At 56.0% G+C, this 20,169-nt stretch carries 20 protein-coding genes; 5 read left to right on the top strand and 15 right to left on the bottom strand.

The window, feature by feature from the left end; all coding sequences use genetic code 11:
* Positions 1 to 150: 150 nt before the first annotated feature.
* The 4 genes from hemG to pepQ are packed head-to-tail and all read right to left on the bottom strand — an operon-like array spanning position 151 to position 4,134.
* Positions 151 to 684, bottom strand: a complete 534-nt coding sequence (hemG, locus tag ABLU96_RS18425; RefSeq protein WP_025108385.1) for a menaquinone-dependent protoporphyrinogen IX dehydrogenase — start codon at positions 682 to 684, stop codon at positions 151 to 153.
* A gap of 11 nt (positions 685 to 695) precedes the next feature.
* Positions 696 to 2,147, bottom strand: a complete 1,452-nt coding sequence (trkH, locus tag ABLU96_RS18420) for a Trk system potassium transporter TrkH (RefSeq protein WP_004097624.1) — start codon at positions 2,145 to 2,147, stop codon at positions 696 to 698.
* Positions 2,148 to 2,188: 41 nt separating this feature from the next.
* A complete protein-coding gene (locus tag ABLU96_RS18415) occupies positions 2,189 to 2,803 on the bottom strand; it encodes an IMPACT family protein (RefSeq protein WP_014227487.1) in 615 nt (204 codons plus the stop codon).
* Entirely contained in the window at positions 2,803 to 4,134 is a 1,332-nt protein-coding gene (gene pepQ, locus ABLU96_RS18410) for a Xaa-Pro dipeptidase (RefSeq protein WP_009652560.1), read from the bottom strand. Before pepQ ends, ABLU96_RS18415 begins: the two co-directional genes overlap by 1 nt.
* Positions 4,135 to 4,325: 191 nt before the next feature.
* Between pepQ and fadB the strand changes: the two genes are divergently transcribed.
* The 3 genes from fadB to ABLU96_RS18395 all read left to right on the top strand — a co-directional run bounded on the left by fadB (position 4,326) and on the right by ABLU96_RS18395 (position 8,240).
* A complete protein-coding gene (fadB, locus tag ABLU96_RS18405; RefSeq protein ID WP_064406499.1) occupies positions 4,326 to 6,515 on the top strand; it encodes a fatty acid oxidation complex subunit alpha FadB in 2,190 nt (729 codons plus the stop codon).
* Between the two features lie 9 nt (positions 6,516 to 6,524).
* A complete protein-coding gene (gene fadA, locus ABLU96_RS18400; protein WP_004097616.1) occupies positions 6,525 to 7,688 on the top strand; it encodes an acetyl-CoA C-acyltransferase FadA in 1,164 nt (387 codons plus the stop codon).
* 240 nt (positions 7,689 to 7,928) lie between these two features.
* Positions 7,929 to 8,240: a hypothetical protein gene (locus ABLU96_RS18395; RefSeq protein WP_025108389.1), complete on the top strand. Its 312-nt coding sequence runs from the start codon at positions 7,929 to 7,931 to the stop codon at positions 8,238 to 8,240.
* A 44-nt stretch (positions 8,241 to 8,284) separates the two neighbouring features.
* Here the strand turns inward: ABLU96_RS18395 and fre are convergent, their stop codons facing one another.
* Both fre and ubiD read right to left on the bottom strand, forming a co-directional pair.
* Positions 8,285 to 8,986 carry an NAD(P)H-flavin reductase gene (fre, locus tag ABLU96_RS18390; RefSeq protein WP_014227484.1) on the bottom strand — a complete coding sequence of 234 codons (702 nt, stop codon included), beginning with the start codon at positions 8,984 to 8,986 and terminating at the stop codon, positions 8,285 to 8,287.
* A gap of 54 nt (positions 8,987 to 9,040) precedes the next feature.
* Positions 9,041 to 10,510, bottom strand: coding sequence for a 4-hydroxy-3-polyprenylbenzoate decarboxylase (gene ubiD / locus ABLU96_RS18385; RefSeq protein WP_014227483.1), 1,470 nt, complete (start codon positions 10,508 to 10,510; stop codon positions 9,041 to 9,043).
* 177 nt (positions 10,511 to 10,687) lie between these two features.
* Here ubiD and rfaH point away from each other — a divergent pair, with 177 nt between their 5' ends.
* Entirely contained in the window at positions 10,688 to 11,176 is a 489-nt protein-coding gene (gene rfaH, locus ABLU96_RS18380) for a transcription/translation regulatory transformer protein RfaH (protein WP_004097595.1), read from the top strand.
* Positions 11,177 to 11,182: 6 nt separating this feature from the next.
* Here the strand turns inward: rfaH and tatD are convergent, their stop codons facing one another.
* The 9 genes from tatD to udp form a co-directional block, all read right to left on the bottom strand.
* A complete protein-coding gene (gene tatD, locus ABLU96_RS18375) occupies positions 11,183 to 11,977 on the bottom strand; it encodes a 3'-5' ssDNA/RNA exonuclease TatD (protein WP_162557327.1) in 795 nt (264 codons plus the stop codon).
* A 30-nt stretch (positions 11,978 to 12,007) separates the two neighbouring features.
* Positions 12,008 to 12,781 (bottom strand): Sec-independent protein translocase subunit TatC, encoded by a 774-nt coding sequence (gene tatC / locus ABLU96_RS18370; RefSeq protein WP_004097593.1) that lies wholly within the window; start codon positions 12,779 to 12,781, stop codon positions 12,008 to 12,010.
* 2 nt (positions 12,782 to 12,783) lie between these two features.
* Positions 12,784 to 13,323, bottom strand: coding sequence for a Sec-independent protein translocase protein TatB (gene tatB, locus ABLU96_RS18365; RefSeq protein WP_014227481.1), 540 nt, complete (start codon positions 13,321 to 13,323; stop codon positions 12,784 to 12,786).
* A gap of 3 nt (positions 13,324 to 13,326) precedes the next feature.
* Positions 13,327 to 13,581 (bottom strand): Sec-independent protein translocase subunit TatA, encoded by a 255-nt coding sequence (gene tatA, locus ABLU96_RS18360; protein ID WP_025108391.1) that lies wholly within the window; start codon positions 13,579 to 13,581, stop codon positions 13,327 to 13,329.
* Positions 13,582 to 13,658: 77 nt separating this feature from the next.
* Positions 13,659 to 15,299, bottom strand: a complete 1,641-nt coding sequence (gene ubiB / locus ABLU96_RS18355; protein ID WP_025108392.1) for a ubiquinone biosynthesis regulatory protein kinase UbiB — start codon at positions 15,297 to 15,299, stop codon at positions 13,659 to 13,661.
* Positions 15,296 to 15,901: an SCP2 domain-containing protein gene (locus ABLU96_RS18350; protein WP_014227479.1), complete on the bottom strand. Its 606-nt coding sequence runs from the start codon at positions 15,899 to 15,901 to the stop codon at positions 15,296 to 15,298. Before ABLU96_RS18350 ends, ubiB begins: the two co-directional genes overlap by 4 nt.
* Before the next feature lie 13 nt (positions 15,902 to 15,914).
* Positions 15,915 to 16,670, bottom strand: a complete 756-nt coding sequence (ubiE, locus tag ABLU96_RS18345; protein ID WP_348862697.1) for a bifunctional demethylmenaquinone methyltransferase/2-methoxy-6-polyprenyl-1,4-benzoquinol methylase UbiE — start codon at positions 16,668 to 16,670, stop codon at positions 15,915 to 15,917.
* Between the two features lie 70 nt (positions 16,671 to 16,740).
* Positions 16,741 to 18,189, bottom strand: a complete 1,449-nt coding sequence (rmuC, locus tag ABLU96_RS18340) for a DNA recombination protein RmuC (protein WP_046878124.1) — start codon at positions 18,187 to 18,189, stop codon at positions 16,741 to 16,743.
* A 138-nt stretch (positions 18,190 to 18,327) separates the two neighbouring features.
* On the bottom strand, positions 18,328 to 19,089 hold the full coding sequence (udp, locus tag ABLU96_RS18335; protein WP_004097583.1) for a uridine phosphorylase: 762 nt from the start codon (positions 19,087 to 19,089) through the stop codon (positions 18,328 to 18,330).
* Positions 19,090 to 19,356: 267 nt separating this feature from the next.
* On the opposite strand from udp, the gene ABLU96_RS18330 reads away from it, so the two are divergent.
* Positions 19,357 to 20,169 carry a dienelactone hydrolase family protein gene (locus ABLU96_RS18330; RefSeq protein WP_004097582.1) on the top strand — a complete coding sequence of 271 codons (813 nt, stop codon included), beginning with the start codon at positions 19,357 to 19,359 and terminating at the stop codon, positions 20,167 to 20,169.

The following is a 20,169-nucleotide window of genomic DNA, read 5'->3' as shown; positions in this document are numbered from 1 at the left end:
CATCGCTGAATCCCGCTGACCCGGCGGGCTGTAAGCCGTTGTTCCGTGTCAGTGGGAGCGCATTATAGGGAGTAATTCCGAAGTGACAAGGGGAAATTTCAAAAAACTTTTCGTTCGCTCAACTTTCCATCACCAGGGTGATTTAACGCGCTATTTGCTGGTCATTTGCGCAATTTCCCGCGCAAATCTGCCCACCTGCTGCCAGTCGGTATACACCACTTCTTTAGTGACATCCGTTTCGCCGCCGGTCATCTTCATAATAAGGCGAATCATAAACCGATCGTACCAACGATAGCGTGGATAGCGGAGCGCGCCGGCAAACACCGCGCAGTGCTGCGGCTGCCACGGCGAGTTAAGCAGAAACTTGCGGGTGTAGCTGTTGGTCTGCGGCGTTCGTTTTTCTGGCTTACGCGCGACGAGGTTGACCGAGAAAAAGGCGCCCGGTAGCGCCTGCAGCGACTGAAGATGCGTTTTTACAAACCGTTCTAAGGCGGGATGAAAATGACCATAGCGGATTGATGCGCCGATGACGACACGATCGTATAAGGGCCACTCCACTTCATTGGTGCGGTTGAGATCGATCGTGTCCGCATCAATCCCCTGCTCTTTTAATTCAGATGCCAGATAGGAGGCGATTTCACGCGTCTGTCCGTCGCGGGTAGAAAAGAGAATCAAAGTTTTCACAGGCACTCCTGTTATTCGCGCCAGAAAGTCGGAGTAAATAGCACCAGCAAGGTGAACACTTCCAGACGACCAAACAGCATATTAGCAATCAAGATCCATTTTGCGACAGGGTTCATCGTCGCAAAGTTATCCGCCACCACGCCCAGCCCAGGGCCAAGGTTATTCAGCGTCGCAACGACCGAAGCAAAGGCCGAGAAATCATCCACGCCGGTGGCGATAATCGCCAGCATACTAATGATAAACACCAGCGCATAGGCGGAGAAGAATCCCCAGACGGCTTCCAGGATACGTTCCGGCAGCGCGCGGTTCCCCAGTTTAATACTATATACCGCGTTAGGATGTACCAGCCGTTTAAGCTCACGGTTACCCTGCTTGAAAAGCAGAAGAATACGGATAACCTTCAAACCACCGCCAGTCGACCCGGCACAGCCGCCGATAAAAGCCGAACAGAGGAGGAGGACCGGTAAAAATAGCGGCCAGCGCGCAATGCTGTCGGTCGTGAAGCCCGCCGTTGTCGCCATCGATACAACCTGAAAGAACGCCTGATTCACCGTCATGAGCGCCGAACTGTAGACGTCATGCAGCCACAGCACCAGGGTACATACCACCACCAGCGTGAGCTGCACGCCGATGAACATGCGGAATTCGGGATCGCGCCAGTACACTTTCAGGCTGCGCCCGCTGAGTAATGAAAAGTGCAGGCCGTAGTTACAGCCCGATATCAGCAAGAAAATCGCAATAATGGAGTTAATCGTTGGGCTATTAAAGTAGCCCACGCTGGCGTCATGGGTGGAGAATCCGCCAATCGCAATCGTCGAGAAGCTGTGCCCGATGGCGTCGAACGCCGGCATGCCGGCAAACCACAGCGCCAGCGCACAGGCCACCGTCAGTAAGACATAGATAAGCCACAGCGTTTTCGCCGTCTCAGCAATGCGCGGCCGCATCTTGTTATCTTTCAGCGGCCCGGGCATTTCCGCCCGATACAGCTGCATCCCCCCGACGCCCAGTATCGGCAGTATCGCTACCGCCAGCACGATGATCCCCATCCCGCCAAACCATTGCAGCATCTGACGATAGAAAAGAATGGCGTGGGGTAACGAATCTAACCCAACCAGCGTGGTTGCCCCGGTCGTTGTCAGACCCGAGAAGGATTCAAAGAAGGCATCCGTAATGCTCAGGTTGGGCTGTTCAGAGAAGATAAAGGGCAGCGAACCGACGCTTCCGAGCACCGTCCAGAACAGCACGACGATGAGAAACCCTTCGCGGGATTTCAGTTCACCCTTCTCACGACGGTTGGGCCACCACAGCAGCGAACCGATCGCCAGGGCAACAAAAAAGGTCTGGGTAAACGCCCGCCCCGCACCATCGCGATATATCAGGGCTATTAATCCCGGGAGGATCATTGTCCCCGAAAACAAAATGACCAGCAGTCCAACGATTCGGGTTATCGCGCGAAAATGCATCTCTGGCGCTTCCTTTGATATGCAAAAAAATCAGGTGGGGATTATTCGTCAATCTTCAGTAATTGCAACGAACCGCGACTAAAATCAGCCAGTTTTGCTGAAAATAGCGCCACTTCAGCCTGAGGAAGCGCCACGCGCAGCTGAACAGACGCTTGATATTCGCTTTCGACAATTTTCCCTGAGAACTGAGCCAACAGCGTTTCAATCCCGGCCAACTGCCCGTATTCACACTGCAAAGTATACGCGGTCAGCGGCGTCTTGCGCTGTGTTGTCAGCAGCGCAAGCGCCTGGTGCACACCGCCGCCGTACGCTTTGACCAGGCCGCCGGTGCCCAGCAGAATACCACCGTAGTAGCGCACGACGACAGCGGTTATCTCGCCGACGCCGCTACCCATCAGCTGCGCCAGCATCGGTTTACCCGCCGTCCCCGCCGGTTCGCCATCGTCGGAAAACCCCAGCTGCTGCGAGTCATTCGGAGGCCCGGCGACCCACGCCACGCAGTGGTGACGGGCATCCGGGTGATCCGCCCTGACTGACTCGACAAACGCCTTTGCCGCCGCTACGCCGTCGGTGTGCGCCAACAGCGTGATAAAGCGGCTCTTTTTGATCTCTTCCACAAAGGTGGCCGGCGCGGCCGGTATCAACCAGCTTTCCATTACGCCAGTTTCAGATCGCGCGTCATGTTTTCAATACTGTTTTCGTGGATCACGACGTTGTCTTCAATACGAATACCGCCAAACGGTTTCAGCGCTTCAATTTTCTGCCAGTTGAAGTGTTTGCTGAACTGCCCTTCGCGCCACGGCGCCAGCAGCGATTCAATAAAGTAGATTCCCGGTTCAATCGTCAATACCATCCGCGGCTGCAGTACGCGCGTGCAGCGCAGGTAAGGATATTTTGCCGGCGCGGCCAGATGGGTACCCGAATCATCCTGCATAAAACCCGCGACATCATGAACCTGCAGACCTAAAGGATGACCAATGCCGTGCGGCATAAACGGTCCGGTCAGGTCGTTTTCCACCATTGCTTCTTCGCTCATATCTTTGACTATCTGATGTTTGCGCAGCAGTTTGGCAATACGCTGATGGAACTGGACATGATAATCCACGTAGCTCACGCCCGCCTTCATGGTGCTAATCAGCGCCAGCTGTTCCTCATTAACGTCTTTAATCAGTTGAGCATAGTCACTATCGCCATGCGCCGCCCAGGTACGCGTCAGATCCGCCGCATAGCCGTTATATTCCGCGCCCGCATCAAGCAGGAAGCTGCGCAATTCCGCCGGCGCGCGATGATCCAGCTTCGTGTAATGCAGCACGGAGGCATGTTCGTTCAGCGCCACAATGTTGCTGTACGGTACATCGGTGTCGCGATGGCCGGTCGCGGTCAGATAGGCCTGGTTGATATCAAACTCGCTCATCCCGGAGAGGAACGCTTCATGAGCGGCCTGATGACCGTTAACCGCTGACTTCTGCGCTTCGCGCATGCAGGCCAGCTCATAGTCAGTTTTATAAGAGCGATAGTAGTGCAGATAATCGATCGCCCCTTTCGGGTTGATTTTATCCGCCGCGATATCTAACCCCAACGCACGTTCCGGCACCGGCCCGATATAGGCAATATTGCCGCGCGCGGCGGGCAGTTGGCTGCCGATACCATCCGCTTTCGGCAGGGCAATCACATCCACCTCTTCGGTCCAGAATGAGGTCGGCAGCGGTTCCACGTTATGCCAGTAGTCGACCGGCAGATAGAACCACAGTTTGGGTTTATTGACGCCGTCCACCAGCAGCCAGCAGTTAGGGACCTGCGTAACCGGCACCCAGGCTTTGAACTGGGGATTGACCTTGAACGGATACGGATGATCGTCAAGGAAGACGTTGACCAGTTCACCGGAGTGGATCAGCAGGGCATCCAGCTTAAAGCGGGCCAGAACATCGCGGGTGCGTTCTTGTAAGGTAACGATATGATTTTTATAGAGACCGGCAAGGGATTCCATCATTTATCCTTTGATTTTATGAGATCGTGATGCTTCGCATCTTAGCACAATGACCTCAAACGGGGTGATCTCTACCGGGTGTGATCCGACCAGCATTTATTTAAAGTCTTATTTGCAATTTCTTAACATAAAATCCACACTCCGTCTCATCTGGTATGACCAGATCATATTGCTGGATTCAGGAGACTGACATGCTCTACAAAGGCGACACCCTGTACCTCGACTGGCGGGAAGACGGCATTGCCGAACTGGTATTTGATGCCCCCGGCTCGGTCAACAAGCTCGATACCGCAACCGTAGCCAGCCTCGGTGAAGCGCTGGACGTACTCGAAAAACAAAAAGATCTGCAAGGGCTGCTGCTACGCTCCGAGAAAGCCGCTTTTATTGTCGGCGCGGATATCACCGAATTTCTTTCTCTGTTCCAGGTTCCCGAAGAACAGCTCAGCCAGTGGCTGCATTTCGCTAATAGCGTATTTAATCGCCTGGAAGATTTGCCGGTTCCGACCATCTCCGCCGTCAACGGCTATGCGTTGGGCGGCGGCTGCGAATGCGTGCTGGCGACCGATTATCGCCTGGCGACGCCGGATCTGCGCATTGGTCTGCCGGAAACGAAGCTGGGCATCATGCCGGGCTTTGGCGGCTCGGTGCGGATGCCGCGGATGCTTGGCGCGGACAGCGCGCTGGAAATCATTGCCGCCGGCAAAGACGTTGGCGCCGAACAGGCCTTAAAAATCGGCCTCGTCGATGGCGTGGTTAAGCATGAAAAACTGATCGATGGCGCGGTCGCGATTCTGCGTCAGGCTATTAAAGGCGACCTGGACTGGAAGGCGAAGCGCCAGCCGAAGCTGGAGCCGCTGCATCTGAGTAAAATTGAAGCCGCGATGAGTTTTACCATCGCCAAAGGCATGGTGGCGCAAACCGCCGGGAAGCACTACCCGGCCCCGATTACCGCCGTTAAAACCATCGAAGCCGCCGCCCGCTTTGGCCGCGAAGAAGCGCTGGATCTGGAAAATAAAAGTTTCGTTCCGCTGGCGCATACCAACGAGGCGCGTGCGCTGGTAGGTATCTTCCTTAACGATCAGTACGTCAAAACAAAAGCGAAGAAGCTGACGAAAGATATCGACACGCCAAAACACGCGGCCGTGCTGGGCGCGGGAATTATGGGCGGCGGCATTGCATACCAGTCAGCCTGGAAAGGCGTGCCGGTCGTCATGAAAGATATCAACGACAAATCGCTGACGCTGGGCATGACCGAAGCGGCCAAGCTGCTGAATAAACAGCTTGAGCGCGGCAAAATCGACGGTCTTAAGATGGCTGGCGTCATTTCTACTATTCAGCCAACCCTGGATTACGCCGGCTTTGAACGCGTGGACGTCGTGGTCGAAGCCGTTGTTGAGAATCCGAAAGTGAAAAAAGCGGTGCTGGCGGAAACGGAAGACAAAGTCCGCCCGGATACCGTGCTGGCTTCGAATACCTCCACCATTCCCATCAGCGAGTTGGCCAGCGTACTGAAGCGCCCGGAAAACTTCTGCGGTATGCACTTCTTTAACCCGGTGCACCGGATGCCGCTGGTCGAGATCGTTCGCGGCGAGAAAAGCTCGGACGAAACCATTGCGAAAGTGGTCGCCTGGGCCAGCAAAATGGGCAAAACGCCGATTGTGGTCAACGACTGCCCCGGTTTCTTTGTTAACCGCGTGCTGTTCCCCTACTTCGCCGGTTTCAGCCAGCTGCTGCGCGACGGCGCGGACTTCCGCAAAGTCGATAAAGTGATGGAGAAGCAGTTTGGCTGGCCGATGGGCCCGGCCTATCTGCTGGACGTCGTTGGCATTGATACCGCGCATCACGCGCAGGCGGTCATGGCGGCGGGCTTCCCGCAGCGGATGCAGAAAGATTATCGCGATGCGATCGATGCGCTGTTCGACGCTAACCGTTTCGGCCAGAAAAATGGCCTCGGCTTCTGGCGCTACAAAGAAGACAGTAAAGGTAAGCCGAAGAAGGAAGAGGATACCGCAGTCGATAGCCTGCTGGCGGAAGTCAGCCAGCCGAAGCGTGATTTCAGCGATGAAGAGATTATCGCCCGCATGATGATCCCCATGGTCAACGAAGTGGTGCGCTGTCTCGAAGAGGGCATTATCGCCACCCCGGCAGAAGCCGATATGGCGCTGGTTTATGGCCTGGGCTTCCCTCCGTTCCACGGCGGCGCGTTCCGCTGGCTGGATACGCTCGGTAGCGCAAAATATCTCGATATGGCCCAGCAGTATCAGCATCTCGGCCCGCTATACGACGTGCCGGAAGGATTGCGCAGCAAAGCGCGTCATAACGAACCGTACTATCCACCGGTTGAGCCTGCCCGTGCGCCAGGCGACCTGAAAAAGGCTTAAGGAGTCACAATGGAACAGGTTGTCATTGTCGATGCAGTTCGTACCCCGATGGGCCGTTCAAAGGGCGGCGCCTTTCGCCACGTGCGCGCAGAAGATCTCTCCGCGCACCTGATGCGTAGCCTGCTTTCACGCAACCCATCCCTTGAAGCCAGCACGATTGACGATATTTACTGGGGCTGCGTTCAGCAGACTCTGGAACAGGGCTTCAATATTGCCCGCAACGCGGCGCTGCTGGCGGAAATCCCGCATTCGGTACCCGCCACCACGGTCAATCGGCTGTGCGGTTCTTCCATGCAGGCGCTTCACGACGCGGCACGCATGATCATGACCGGCGACGCCAGCGTATGCCTGATTGGCGGCGTAGAGCATATGGGCCACGTCCCGATGAGCCACGGCGTAGATTTCCATCCGGGCCTGAGCCGTAACGTCGCCAAAGCCGCCGGAATGATGGGGCTGACGGCAGAAATGCTGGCGCGCCTGCACGGCATCAGCCGCGAGATGCAGGACCAGTTTGCGGCTCGCTCCCACGCCCGCGCCTGGGCCGCGACGCAATCCGGCGCATTCAAAGCGGAAATTGTCCCGACCGGCGGTCACGACGCCGACGGCGTGCTGAAGTCTTACAGCTACGACGAAGTGATTCGCCCGGAGACAACGGTTGAAGCGCTGGCCGCGCTTAGACCCGCTTTCGATCCGGTAACCGGAACCGTGACGGCGGGAACCTCATCCGCCCTCTCCGATGGCGCCGCAGCCATGCTGTTAATGAGCGAAAGCCGCGCCCGCGAACTGGGCCTGAAGCCCCGCGCTCGCGTGCGTTCGATGGCTGTCGTCGGCTGCGACCCGTCAATAATGGGCTATGGTCCGGTTCCCGCGTCAAAACTGGCGCTGAAAAAAGCCGGGCTCTCCACCAGCGATATCGATGTGTTCGAAATGAACGAAGCTTTTGCCGCGCAGATCCTGCCGTGCATTAAAGATCTGGGACTGATGGAACAGATCGACGAGAAGATCAACCTCAACGGCGGCGCGATCGCCCTGGGTCATCCGCTCGGCTGTTCCGGCGCGCGCATTAGCACCACATTGATCAATCAGATGGAGCGCAAAGACGCGCAGTTCGGCCTGGCGACGATGTGTATTGGTTTAGGTCAGGGTATCGCGACGGTATTCGAGCGGGTTTAATCAAAGAGTCATCTCAAAGCCATTGGTGCCAGAACAAGGCGGCAAGTGAATGAATCCCGATGAGCTTACATATAGTAAGTGATTCGGGTGAATGAATGCAGCCAACGCAGTTATGGTGACAATGGCGAAGAGAGAGGGTTTAGTTGCCGTTCTTCCCGCCTGTCAGGGGCGGGTTTTTTATTTCCGCTATTCGGTTATTATCACCGGATACGTCACGCTCATTAAGGATAATGAAGAGTCATGAAAATAATCCCCATCATTTTTTTGCTAACGACGTTCCCTGCCGCAGCGCTCGCCAGCGAACAGGATAACGCTCAGGCCTGCCTCTCATGGGGGATCGGTAAAATGGCGCAGGATCCGCAAAGCGAGCGGTTCAAGGATCTGACCGTCACCGATATCACTACCGAACGCTATGATGAGAAGATAGGCAGCCAGCATATCGCGACGCAGCTAGCCGCCACGCTGGAAAAAGAAGGGAACCCGGTAGGGAAAATGCTCTGTTTGCTGGAAAACGAGCGACCGCTGTACGTTTACTTCAGCGATGCCCGGTAACAACAGCATCCGGGCCAAAAGCCCGGATGCCGGCAGAGCGGCTATCAGATAAACGCAAAGGCATCGCCAAACAGGCGATCTTCGCGCGCGCCGCGCTCGTTGCAGAACAGGTCGCGGGCAATTTTCGCCATCTCGAAGCGGCCAGCGATATAGATATCATGCTCGCCCAGCGTACCGTAATCCTGCAGAACCGCCGTGAGTACGGTTCCGGTACGGCCACGCCACTCGGCGTCAGGCTGCTCAACAACGGGTTCGACGCGCAGGCCCGGATGCTGCAGGCTTAACGCTTCGAGCTCGGCCAGGTCATAGAGATGTTTCGCTTCGCGCCCGCCCCAGTAGATGGCGATATCGCGATTCGGATTGCGCGCCAGCGCGGTGAGCAGAATCGAACGCACGTAAGAGAAGCCCGTTCCCCCGGCGATTAAAATCAGAGGACGTTCTTCATCATCGCGCAGCCAGGCTTCGCCATGCGGCATATCGACCTCGATTTGACGCTCTTTCAGGATTCGATCCATCACCGCCATCGCATACAGGTTCAGTTCAGATGCACCGATATGCAGCTCGATAAACTCCTGTTCCGACGGCGTGGAGGCCATCGAGAATGGGCGCTTATCGCGTTCGTCCATCACGACCATCAGATACTGACCGGCACGGAAGGAAAACGCCGCTTCCGGCACTAATCGAACGCGATACACAGTATCGGTAATCGCCTCCACTGAGGTCACTTTACAGCTTAAGGTTGTCATGCGTCCCCTCTGTCGGGTCTATTGTGCAAAACAGCGGCGTAGCCCCGCTTACTGTTATTTGAAGATAGCCAGTTCATCCCAGATGGCGTCGACGCGCGCCGTCACCTCAGGATCTTTCTTGATCGGACGACCCCACTCGCGCTGGGTCTCTCCAGGCCATTTATTTGTGGCATCCAGCCCCATTTTTGAACCCAAACCGGAAACCGGTGAGGCAAAATCCAGATAATCAATTGGCGTATTTTCTACCAGTACCGTATCACGCGCCGGGTCCATACGGGTAGTAATCGCCCAAATCACATCATTCCAGTCGCGCGCGTTGACATCGTCATCGCAGACAATAACGAACTTGGTATACATGAACTGGCGGAGGAACGACCAGACGCCCATCATGACGCGTTTCGCGTGACCGGCGTACTGCTTCTTCATCGTGACGACCGCCAGGCGATAGGAACAGCCTTCAGGCGGCAAATAGAAATCCACGATTTCAGGAAACTGCTTTTGCAGAATGGGGACGAACACTTCGTTCAGCGCAACGCCCAGTACCGCCGGCTCATCCGGCGGGCGCCCGGTATAGGTCGAGTGATAGATGGCATCTTCACGCTGAGTAATGTGGGTAACGGTAAAGACCGGGAAGTTATCCACTTCATTGTAGTAGCCAGTATGGTCGCCATAGGGGCCTTCCGGCGCCATTTCTCCGGCTTCAATATACCCTTCCAGCACGATCTCCGCGCTGGCGGGCACCTCAAGATCGTTAGAGATGCACTTCACGACTTCGGTTTTGGTGCCGCGCAGTAGCCCGGCAAAAGCGTATTCGGAAAGAGTATCCGGAACCGGAGTCACCGCCCCGAGAATGGTTGCCGGATCGGCGCCCAGCGCGACGGAGACCGGGAAACGCTCGCCAGGACGCGCCGCGCACCACTCCTGGAAGTCCAGCGCGCCGCCGCGATGCGATAGCCAGCGCATAATCAGCTTGTTCTTGCCAATCAGCTGCTGGCGATAAATGCCCAGATTCTGCCGCTCTTTATGCGGGCCGCGGGTCACCGTCAGACCCCAGGTGATCAGCGGCGCGGCATCTTCCGGCCAGCAGGTCATGATCGGGATACGAGTCAAATCAACTTCATCACCCTGAATGATTTTTTGCTGGCACGGCGCTCCGCGCAGACGCTTAGTCGGCATATTCAGCACCTGTTTGAACTGCGGCAGCTTATCAAACAGATCGCGGAAGCCTTTTGGGGGTTCCGGCTCTTTCAGGAATGCCAGAAGCTTACCCACTTCCCGCAGAGAACTGACATCCTCCTGCCCCATCCCCAGCGCGACTCGCCGCGGCGTGCCGAAAAGATTACACAGCACCGGCATGGCGTAGCCCTTGGGATTTTCGAATAGCAGCGCCGGACCGCCAGCTCGCAAAGTGCGGTCGGCAATTTCGGTGATTTCCAGGTGAGGATCGACCGGCAGGGAGATCCGTTTCAATTCCCCCTGCTGCTCCAGTAATGTCAGAAATTCGCGTAGATCGTGGTATTTCATGGAGTTGTTATTGACCTCTATACAGGCGGGTGATTATACGGCGTTCGCCGGAGCTATGCTGTATTTTTGTTAAATTAGCGTGAAAGAACGCTGAAATTTAGTTTTCACCCGCAATGATTTCGCGATCGTACCGGGCTTTTGTTATGCTTGCAGCTAGTAGCATTGGAAAGAGTCATTATGCAAGCCTGGTACTTACTTTATTGCAAACGTGGGCAGCTTGAACGAGCCCAGGAACACCTTGAACGGCAGGCCGTCAATTGCCTGATGCCAACGATCGAGCTGGAAAAAATCGTCCGCGGTAAACGCACGACGGTCAGCGAGCCCCTGTTCCCAAATTATCTGTTTATCGAGTTCGACCCGGAAGTGATTCATACCACTACCATCAGCGCCACGCGCGGTGTGAACAGTTTTGTGCGTTTCGGCGCGCTGCCCGCTATCGTGCCATCTGCCGTCATTCATCAGCTTTCCATCTACAAACCGGAAGGTATCACCGATCCTGAAACGCCGCACGAAGGCGACAGCGTGCTGATTACCGATGGCGCTTTTGAGGGTCTGCAGGCTATTTTTACCGAACCGGACGGCGAAGCCCGCTCGATGCTGCTGCTGAATCTGCTTAACAAGCAGGTGCTCCAGAGCGTTAAAAATACTGACTTTTATAAAATCTGACGGCGCTTAAAAACCCACGCCAAAAAGTCTTCTGACGTTAGCATCAGTCACGTCTTCCAGCCATTGCGCCTCCTCCCCACGCCATTGCGCGATGCGGGTCAGAATATGCGGCAGGTAGGCGGGCTCATTGCGGCGAGAAGCGGGTTTTGGCAGCATATCTCGCGGCAACAGGTACGGCGCATCGGTCTCAATCAGCAGGCGCTCTGCCGGAATATCGACCAGCAGCTCTCGCAGCTCCAGCCCCCGACGCTCATCGCATACCCAGCCGGTGATACCAATAAATAAACCGTGCTCCACGCATTCGCGCATCTCTTCGCGGCTACCGGTAAAACAATGCACAACGGCCCCCGGGAGCTTATCAAGCCAGGGCACCAGCAGGGCCAGGAAGCGCTCGTGCGCATCGCGGCAGTGCAGAAATACCGGCATCGACAGCTCCGCGGCCAGCGCCAGCTGAGCGCTAAACGCCGCTTCTTGCTCCTGAGGCGTCGAAAAATTGCGGTTGAAATCCAGCCCGCACTCACCCACCGCAACGACTTCCGGCTCGCGAGCCAGCGCATAGACCGCTGCCGCCGCCGAGTCCGTCCAGCTGCGACTGTCGTGGGGATGAACGCCGGCCGTTGACCAGCACCCGGAATAACGGCGCGCCAGCTGCTGCGCCTGCGCGCTTTCATGCAGGTTGGTTCCCGTCAATAGCATCCCGCTGACGCCCGCCGCCCGGGCCCGGGAAACCACCTCGTCGCGATCGCGGGAAAACTGCGAACTGGTCAGATTTACGCCGATATCAAACATTATCGCTCCCATACGGCAACCGCCCTGACGGGCGGTTGAGCGTTATTCTTCTTTGCCCTGCGCCTCTTCGGCAGCGGCATCCTCATCACGCGTCAGGCGTTTACCGGTGTAGAACCGCGCGAAGAAGACCCCGACCTCAAACAGACAGTACATCGGAATCGCCAGCAGGGTTTGCGAGAACACGTCCGGCGGGGTCAGCAGCATCCCGACAACGAATGCGCCAACCAGTACGTAGGGGCGTTTCTTACGCAGGTCGTCCGGCGTGGTGACGCCCATCCAGCACAGCAGGACTATGGCCACCGGAACCTCGAATGAGACGCCAAAGGCGATAAACAGCGCCATCACAAAGTCGAGGTAGCTGCGAATATCGGTAGAGACCTGTACGCCTTCCGGCGCCGCGTGGGTCAGAAAACCAAACGCCAGCGGGAAAACGACGAAGTAGGCAAAGGCCATGCCGATATAGAACAGCAGCGTACTGGAGACCAGCAGCGGCATAACCAGCCGACGTTCATGCTTATACAGCGCTGGCGCCACAAAGGCCCAGACCTGATACAAAATGACCGGGACCGACAAAATTATCGATACCATAAAGGTCAGCTTGATCGGCGTGAAGAAAGGCGAGGCCACATCCGTGGCGATCATGGTCGCACCGACCGGCATCTGCCGAATCAGCGGCGCGGAAACCAGCTGATAGATATCGTTGGCGAAATAGACTAACGCCAGGAAAATCACCAGAATCGCAAGAATGCTGTTGATCAAGCGCTTGCGCAGCTCAATCAGATGCGTAATTAGCGGTTGAGTATCGTCTACGCCCATTTTTACTGTTTATCACTCGGTACAGGGGAGGAGGAATCGGAAGCCGACACGGCAGCTTTCACTTTCGCTGCCGGGATTTCACTCTGCGAAGCGGGGAGTTCTTCAGACACGGAGTCAGGCGCATGCTCTGGCGCACTGGCCTGATGTTCAGCCGTCGCTGGCGTCACGTCCTTGCGCTGCTCTTCACTCCCTTTTACGACCGGGTTGTGAATGGTATTGGCTTCATCGCTGGCTTTTTCAGGATCGTGGGCGGAGTAGGATCGCTTCATAGATTCAGCCGCTTCACGCAGTTCATCCATTGAAGCTTTTAGCTCGGGCGTCAGGTTGTCCAGGCTGGCCTTTTCCACCTTTTTAAGGCTTTCCTGAAACTCCTGCAGTTTTAATTCCTGGGTAATTTCATTTTGTACGGTAGCCGCAAGCGACCGCAGCGTGCGGATCCAGCTCACCACCGTCTTTACCGCTACCGGTAGTCGCTGTGGCCCCAGAACGATGAGGCCAATCACGAATACCAGCAGCAGCTCACTAAAACCGATATCGAACACGAATTACACCTGCTCTTTGTCGTGGCGTTTAGTCTCGTCTTTCTTTGCATCATCCGGCTTATCAGCAAGGGTCTTCGCCGCGAAATCTGCATCCGGCGCGGAGGATTTTTCCGGTTTCTCTTCGTCGCTCATGGCCTTTTTAAAGCCTTTGATCGACGCCCCTAAATCTGAACCGAGCGAGCTCAGCTTTTTTGTCCCAAAAAGCAGAACCACGATGACGACAACAATGAGTAACTGCCAAATACTGATACCACCCATACACATTCCCCTATGACAGATGATGAATTATTAGGACGCATTATACACATTATGCGCAGTGATAAAGGCGGCCGCCGTCAGTTCGTCTTTCGCCAGCCGATAAGCCAGGTTACGACCCCAGCGGCCATCAGCCAGCCTGGCATCATGCCCCACTCGGGACGATGAATGAATAGCAGCGTACCACTCAGTAATAAAACCGCGCCTATACCGAACAAATAGCGGGACTGACCCTGGCGCACGTGCCGCACCTGGATGTCGCGCACGATGGTATCGACGCTATTCTGCAACTGCTTGCTTTGCTGCAGGCTCTGGTAAACCAGCTCCGGTATTTCCGGCATTCTTTCGATCCAGAACGGCGCTTTTTCTTTAAACGCCCGCACCAGAGCCGGAATGCCCACCTGATCTTTGATCCACGACTCAAGGAACGGTTTCGCCGTTTTCCACAAGTCTAACTGAGGATAGAGCTGGCGACCTACACCTTCTACGTAAAGTAATGTCTTCTGCAGCAGAACCAGCTGCGGCTGCACTTCCATATTGAAACGTCGCGCCGTATTAAACAGGTTCAACAACACGTGGCCAAACGAGATTTCCGCCAGCGGTTTTTCAAAGATAGGCTCGCAGACGGTACGAATAGCAAACTCGAACTCTTCGACGTTGGTATCCGCGGGAACCCAGCCGGAATCAACGTGCAGCTCCGCAACTTTGCGATAATCGCGGTTGAAGAAGGCAATGAAGTTCTCCGCCAGATAGCGCTTATCTTCTTTGTTCAGCGAACCGACAATACCGCAGTCAATACCAATGTACTGCGGATCTTCCGGATGATGACGGCTGACAAAAATATTGCCCGGATGCATGTCGGCATGGAAGAAGCTGTCGCGGAAAACCTGCGTAAAGAAGACCTGCACGCCACGCTCGGCCAGCAGCTTCATGTTAGTCCCTTGCGCTTCCAGCGCGGCGACGTCGGACACCGGGATCCCGTAAATCCGCTCCATCACCATCATGCCTTCGCTACAGTAGTCCGAATAAACTTCCGGGACATAAAGCATTGGGCTCTCGTCGAAGTTGCGGCGAAGCTGGATAGCGTTAGCCGATTCACGCAGCAGGTTGAGCTCATCCAGCAGCGTTTTTTCATATTCGCGAACCACTTCCTGCGGGCGAAGGCGACGGCCGTCCGGTAACAGACGCGGCACCCAGCGGGCAAGACGGTAGATAAGCTTCATATCCGCTTTGATAACCGGCACGATATCCGGGCGGATCACCTTAATGACCACCTCTTTACCGTTCTCTTTCAGACGCGCGGTATGCACCTGGGCAATAGAAGCGGAAGCGAGCGGTTCAACAGAGAAGTCATCAAACCAGGCTTCTACCGGCAGGCCGCCCATGGCTTGCTCAATCTGCTTTTTGGCCTGCAGACCGTCAAAGGGCGCGACGCGATCCTGCAGCATGGCCAGCTGATCGGCAATGTGCGGCGGAAACAGGTCGCGACGGGTCGAGAGCATCTGACCAAACTTGATCCACACCGGCCCCAGTTCTTGTAATGCGAGGCGCAGTCGCTCGCCAAGAGGACGATCTTTATGGCGGTTGGGCATCCAGAACAGCATCCGCCGCCAGATTCGCAGCGGCAGCGTGATACGCATTTTGGGAATGAGCTCATCAAGCCCGTAGCTCAAAAAGGTGTGGACGATAAAATACAGGCGCCGTAATTCTCCTGGCGTCATTTGCCCTCCAGCGTGTCCAGCCGTTTTTCCAGCGCGGCCAGGGTTCGTTCTACCGCAGCGGTTTCCTCTGCAAACCAGGCCAGCTCCAGCGGCCCCGGCGCCAGGCGCCACTCTTCGGTAATCGCTTCCGCGACATAGCGCTGCTGGCGTTGAGCGCCATGCAGAAGAAAGCGAGCGCCGCCGCGGAATACTTTACTAAAGCCTTCCGCAACCACATCACCGGTATACGGGGCAAGCAGTTCAGCCGGATCGAACTCTGCCAGATCGCACAGCGTGACGGTATTTTGCACCACCTGCAGGTCGCCCTGCACTTCAAGATCGCCGCTACGAATCAGCGCGGTAAGCTGCTGGCGATTGCGCAATTGCGGAAGCACGCTAAGGCGGGTACGTACGGTGCAATCAGCCTCACCTTCCCACGCGCCCAGCACGTCCAGCTGACGTTCGCTAAAAACCAGCACCACAGGATCGGAAAGCTCTTGCAGCTCGATGCGCAGCACTTTCCCCAGCAGGCGCTGGCGCGCGGGTTTCAGCGCCCGATCGCGCCAGAGGAAGGTGTTAAGGACCGTCTCAAGACCGGCGGTGACCAGTGGTTTGAAAGGCATAGCGTCCCTCCTGTCAGAACTTATATCCGCGGTGTAGCGCAACGATACCTGCCGTCAGGTTGTAGTAGTCGACGCTTTCAAACCCTGCGTCCTGCATCATGCCTTTCAGCGTGTCCTGATCGGGATGCATTCGAATAGATTCAGCAAGATAACGATAGCTTTCGGCATCTTTAGCAACCAGCTCACCCACGCGCGGCAGGATATGGAAGGAATAGGCATCGTAGGCTTTACTGAGCGGCTCAATAATCGGTTTTGAGAATTCCAGCACCAGCAGGCGGCCGCCCGGCTTTAATACGCGATACATTGAGCGCAGCGCTTTTTCTTTGTCGGTCACGTTACGCAGACCGAAAGAAATCGTAATGCAATCAAAGGTGTTGTCTGCAAAAGGCAGCGCTTCAGCGTTTGCCTGGACGTATTCCACGTTGCCGACAATACCAATGTTACGCAGCTTTTCGCGGCCCATTTTCAGCATAGAGTCGTTGATGTCCGCCAGCATCACGCGGCCGGTTTCACCCACCAGGCGAGAGAATTTCGCCGTCAGATCGCCGGTACCACCAGCCAGATCCAATACGGTTTGCCCGCGGCGGACGCCGCTGCAGTCGATGGTGAAACGCTTCCACAAACGATGAATACCGAACGACATCAGGTCGTTCATTACGTCATATTTTGCGGCCACAGAATGAAATACATGCGCCACCATGTTAGCTTTCTGCTCTTTGGCGACAGTCTGAAAGCCAAAATGCGTCGTTTCTTGTGAATCCTCAACCATCTCAATGCCTGCTTGCTTATCAAGAAAATGTTCGTTGAGTGTAACAGGTTTAGCGCACTTCCCATACGCTTCAACGTGGCCGGGAGCCGCCCCCAAACATGGCAGTAGCCGTAGGATCGGATGAAATATCGTTATCTTCCGGCGGGTTACCCCCCTGCGCAAGGCGGTATTCTTCATCCTGGGCCGTCGCCTGTTCAACTAACTCAGGATTAATCTCACGCTTAACCTCCACGCCCAGCTCACGGAATGATTCCGCCTGTACCAGCAGGTTACCTCGTCCGGAGGCGAGCTTTTTCATCGCCTGGCGGTAGTTATCCTGAGCTTTATCCAGGCCCTGTCCGATGGCGGACATATCATCGACAAACAGGCGCATCTTGTCATACAGCCGCCCCGCTCTTTCGGCAATTTTCTGCGCGTTACGGCTCTGATGCTCATAGCGCCAGAGATTGGCGATAGTCCGCAGCGCCACCAGCAGCGTGGTTGGGCTCACCAGCATGATGTTGTTCTTCAGCGCTTCGCTAATGAGTTCTGGCTGACGATCGATAGCCAGCAGGAAGGCGGGCTCCACCGGGATAAACATCAGAACGTAGTCGAGCGAACGCAGCCCCGGCAGCTGCTGGTAGTCTTTACGCCCCAGCAGGCGCATATGGTTGCGTACCGAAGCGATATGCTCCTGCAGCGCCGCTTCACGGGTGTAATCATCTTCGGCGTTGAAATAGCGCTCATAGGCCACCAGGGTCATCTTGGCATCGATCACCACGTCTTTCCCCTGCGGTAAACGGACAATCACATCGGGCTGCATCCGCGCGCGGTTGTCCGTTTCGATGCTGACCTGGGTCTGATATTCATATCCTTCCCGCAGTCCGGACGCTTCCAGCACGCGGGTCAACACCACCTCGCCCCAGTTGCCCTGGGTTTTGTTATCGCCTTTGAGCGCGCGCGTCAGGTTTAGCGCCTCCTGGGCCATTTGCGCATTCAGCTGCTGAAGATTGCGGATTTCATGGGCCAGAGTATGGCGCTCCCGCGCTTCCTGACCAAAGCTATCCTGCACCTGCCGACGAAAGCCATCCAGCTGTTCGCGAAGCGGCGTCAGCAGGCCGTGCAGGCTCTGGCGATTCTGCTCATCCACCCGCCGGTTGCTGTGCTCAAAAATGCGATTTGCCAGATTCTCAAACTGTTCGCTAAGACGCTGCTCGCTGTTCACCATCTGGCGAATTTTGTCTTCCGCATGCAGCTGAGTGGATTCAAGTCGGGTGGTCACTTCGCGAAGATCGGCTTCCAGCGAGGCGTTGATATCGCGCAGGCTGCGCAGTTCGTTATTGAGCAGTTCACACTCTTCTCGCCAGTGTGACTCCTGCACCAGACGTTGGCGGGCCGCGCTCAGCTCAATATCCAGCTCGCGCCGCTCATCGATAAGATCGGCGCGAATTTGATCGGCGTGCGCTTTGGTCGCCAGCCAGCCGACAATCAGCCCGACGGCCAGCGCCACAACGGCACTAATAATAATTGAGATATCCACAACGCCCCCTGCGGCAACGACTTACGGCACAAAATAGAATTGTGCTGTACAAACGTCCAGTTTGAAAGGGTTTTCCTGCGAGGCGCTACGCAAAAAAGAAGGGCCGGAGAGTCCGACCCCTGGCAGAAGAAAGGGTAACTACAGCAGGCGGCGCGCCGCTTCCACGACAATTTTCACCGCGTGGCTTTCGGTTTGCTTCATGGTTTCCGCGTTCGGAATTTCCTGCTGGGTACGGTTGACGATAACTCCGGCAACCATCCCGGCGCGCAGGCCCTGGCTGGCGCACATCGTCAGCAGCGTGGCGGATTCCATTTCATAGTTCATCACGCCCATCGCCTGCCACTCTTCCATCGAGCCTTTAAAACGGCTAACAACGCGGCCGGAGAAGGTATCGTAACGTTCCTGGCCCGGATAGAAGGTGTCGGAAGAGGCGGTGACACCGATATGGGTGGTCGCGCCGATAGACTTCGCCGCTTCAACCAGCGCGGTAGTACATTCAAAGTCAGCCACCGCCGGGAACTCCATTGGCGCAAAGTGCAGGCTTGCGCCGTCCAGACGGACGGACGCGGTCGTCACCAGAACGTCGCCGACATTAATATGCGGCTGAATGGCGCCGGTGGTGCCGATGCGCAGGAAGGTACGGATGCCCAGCTGGGCCAGCTCTTCCACGGCGATAGAGGTCGATGGGCCGCCGATACCGGTAGAGCAGACAATCACTGCTTTACCATCCAGCTCAGCGCGCCAGGTGGTGAATTCACGGTGAGATGCCAGCTTAACCGGCTTATCCATCAGCGCGGCGATCTTTTCCACACGCTCCGGATCGCCAGGGACGATAGCCAGCGTAGCCCCTTGTAAATCGTTTTTGGTGAGGCCGAGATGAAAAACATCAGACTTGGACATAAAAAACTCCTCTGTGGGTCGAATTATCAGCAGAAGCAAAACGGTACTTTACAGAAGCTGTCGGCTCAATTTTGTGACCACAATCACCATGAATGAAATTCATTGCAATAACTTTCCATAAAATAGTGATATACATCACATTAACAAGCTAAATCGCAGAAGCCTGAACAAAAGATAGCCTGTTTCGGGCACTGTGTTTGATTAACGTCCTGTCCAGAGCAGCTATAGTTATTGATGCGCTAATAAATTGAGGGTACGGAGAATACCATGACGACAATTAAGCAAACCGGCTTTGCACCTGCAGCCACGCCGCACGCCTCAACTGCCGTTCACACATCAGATGAGAACATCGTCTCCGGGGAGACATCCATCCCTTCACAGGGAGACAACATGCCGGCGTTCCATGCTCGCCCGCGCGGCGTCGACGGTCCGCTGCCGGTCGTTATCGTGGTCCAGGAAATTTTCGGCGTGCATGAACATATCCGCGATATCTGCCGCCGTCTGGCAAAGGAGGGGTATCTGGCTATCGCACCGGAGCTCTACTTCCGCCAGGGCGATCCTAATGATTACAGCGACATCCCTTCTCTGTTCCAGGGACTGGTCAAAAAGGTGCCGGATTCTCAGGTGCTGGCCGACCTCGATCACGTGGCCAGTTGGGCCTACCGCCACGGCGGCGATGCCCATCGCTTGCTGATTACCGGCTTCTGCTGGGGCGGGCGTATTACCTGGCTGTACGCTGCACATAATCCGCAGTTAAAAGCCGCCGTCGCCTGGTACGGCAAGCTGGTCGGCGAGAAAACGCTGAATTCGCCGAAGCATCCGGTCGATATTGCCGTCGATCTTAACGCGCCGGTGTTAGGGCTTTATGGCGCGAAAGATGACAGCATCCCGCAGGACACGGTGGAAACGATGCGTCAGGCGCTGCGGGCGGCCAACGCCACGGCGGAAATCGTGGTTTACCCGCACGCCGACCACGCTTTTAATGCCGACTATCGCGCCAGCTATCATGAAGAGTCGGCAAAAGACGGCTGGCAGCGGATGCTGGCCTGGTTTGCGCAGTATGGCGGTAAGCGCGGTTAA

Origin of the sequence: Klebsiella sp. CN_Kp106, assembly GCF_040064575.1 — a bacterium.
GTDB lineage: Bacteria > Pseudomonadota > Gammaproteobacteria > Enterobacterales > Enterobacteriaceae > Klebsiella > Klebsiella michiganensis.
This window is presented reverse-complemented; position numbering and strand designations above follow the sequence as displayed.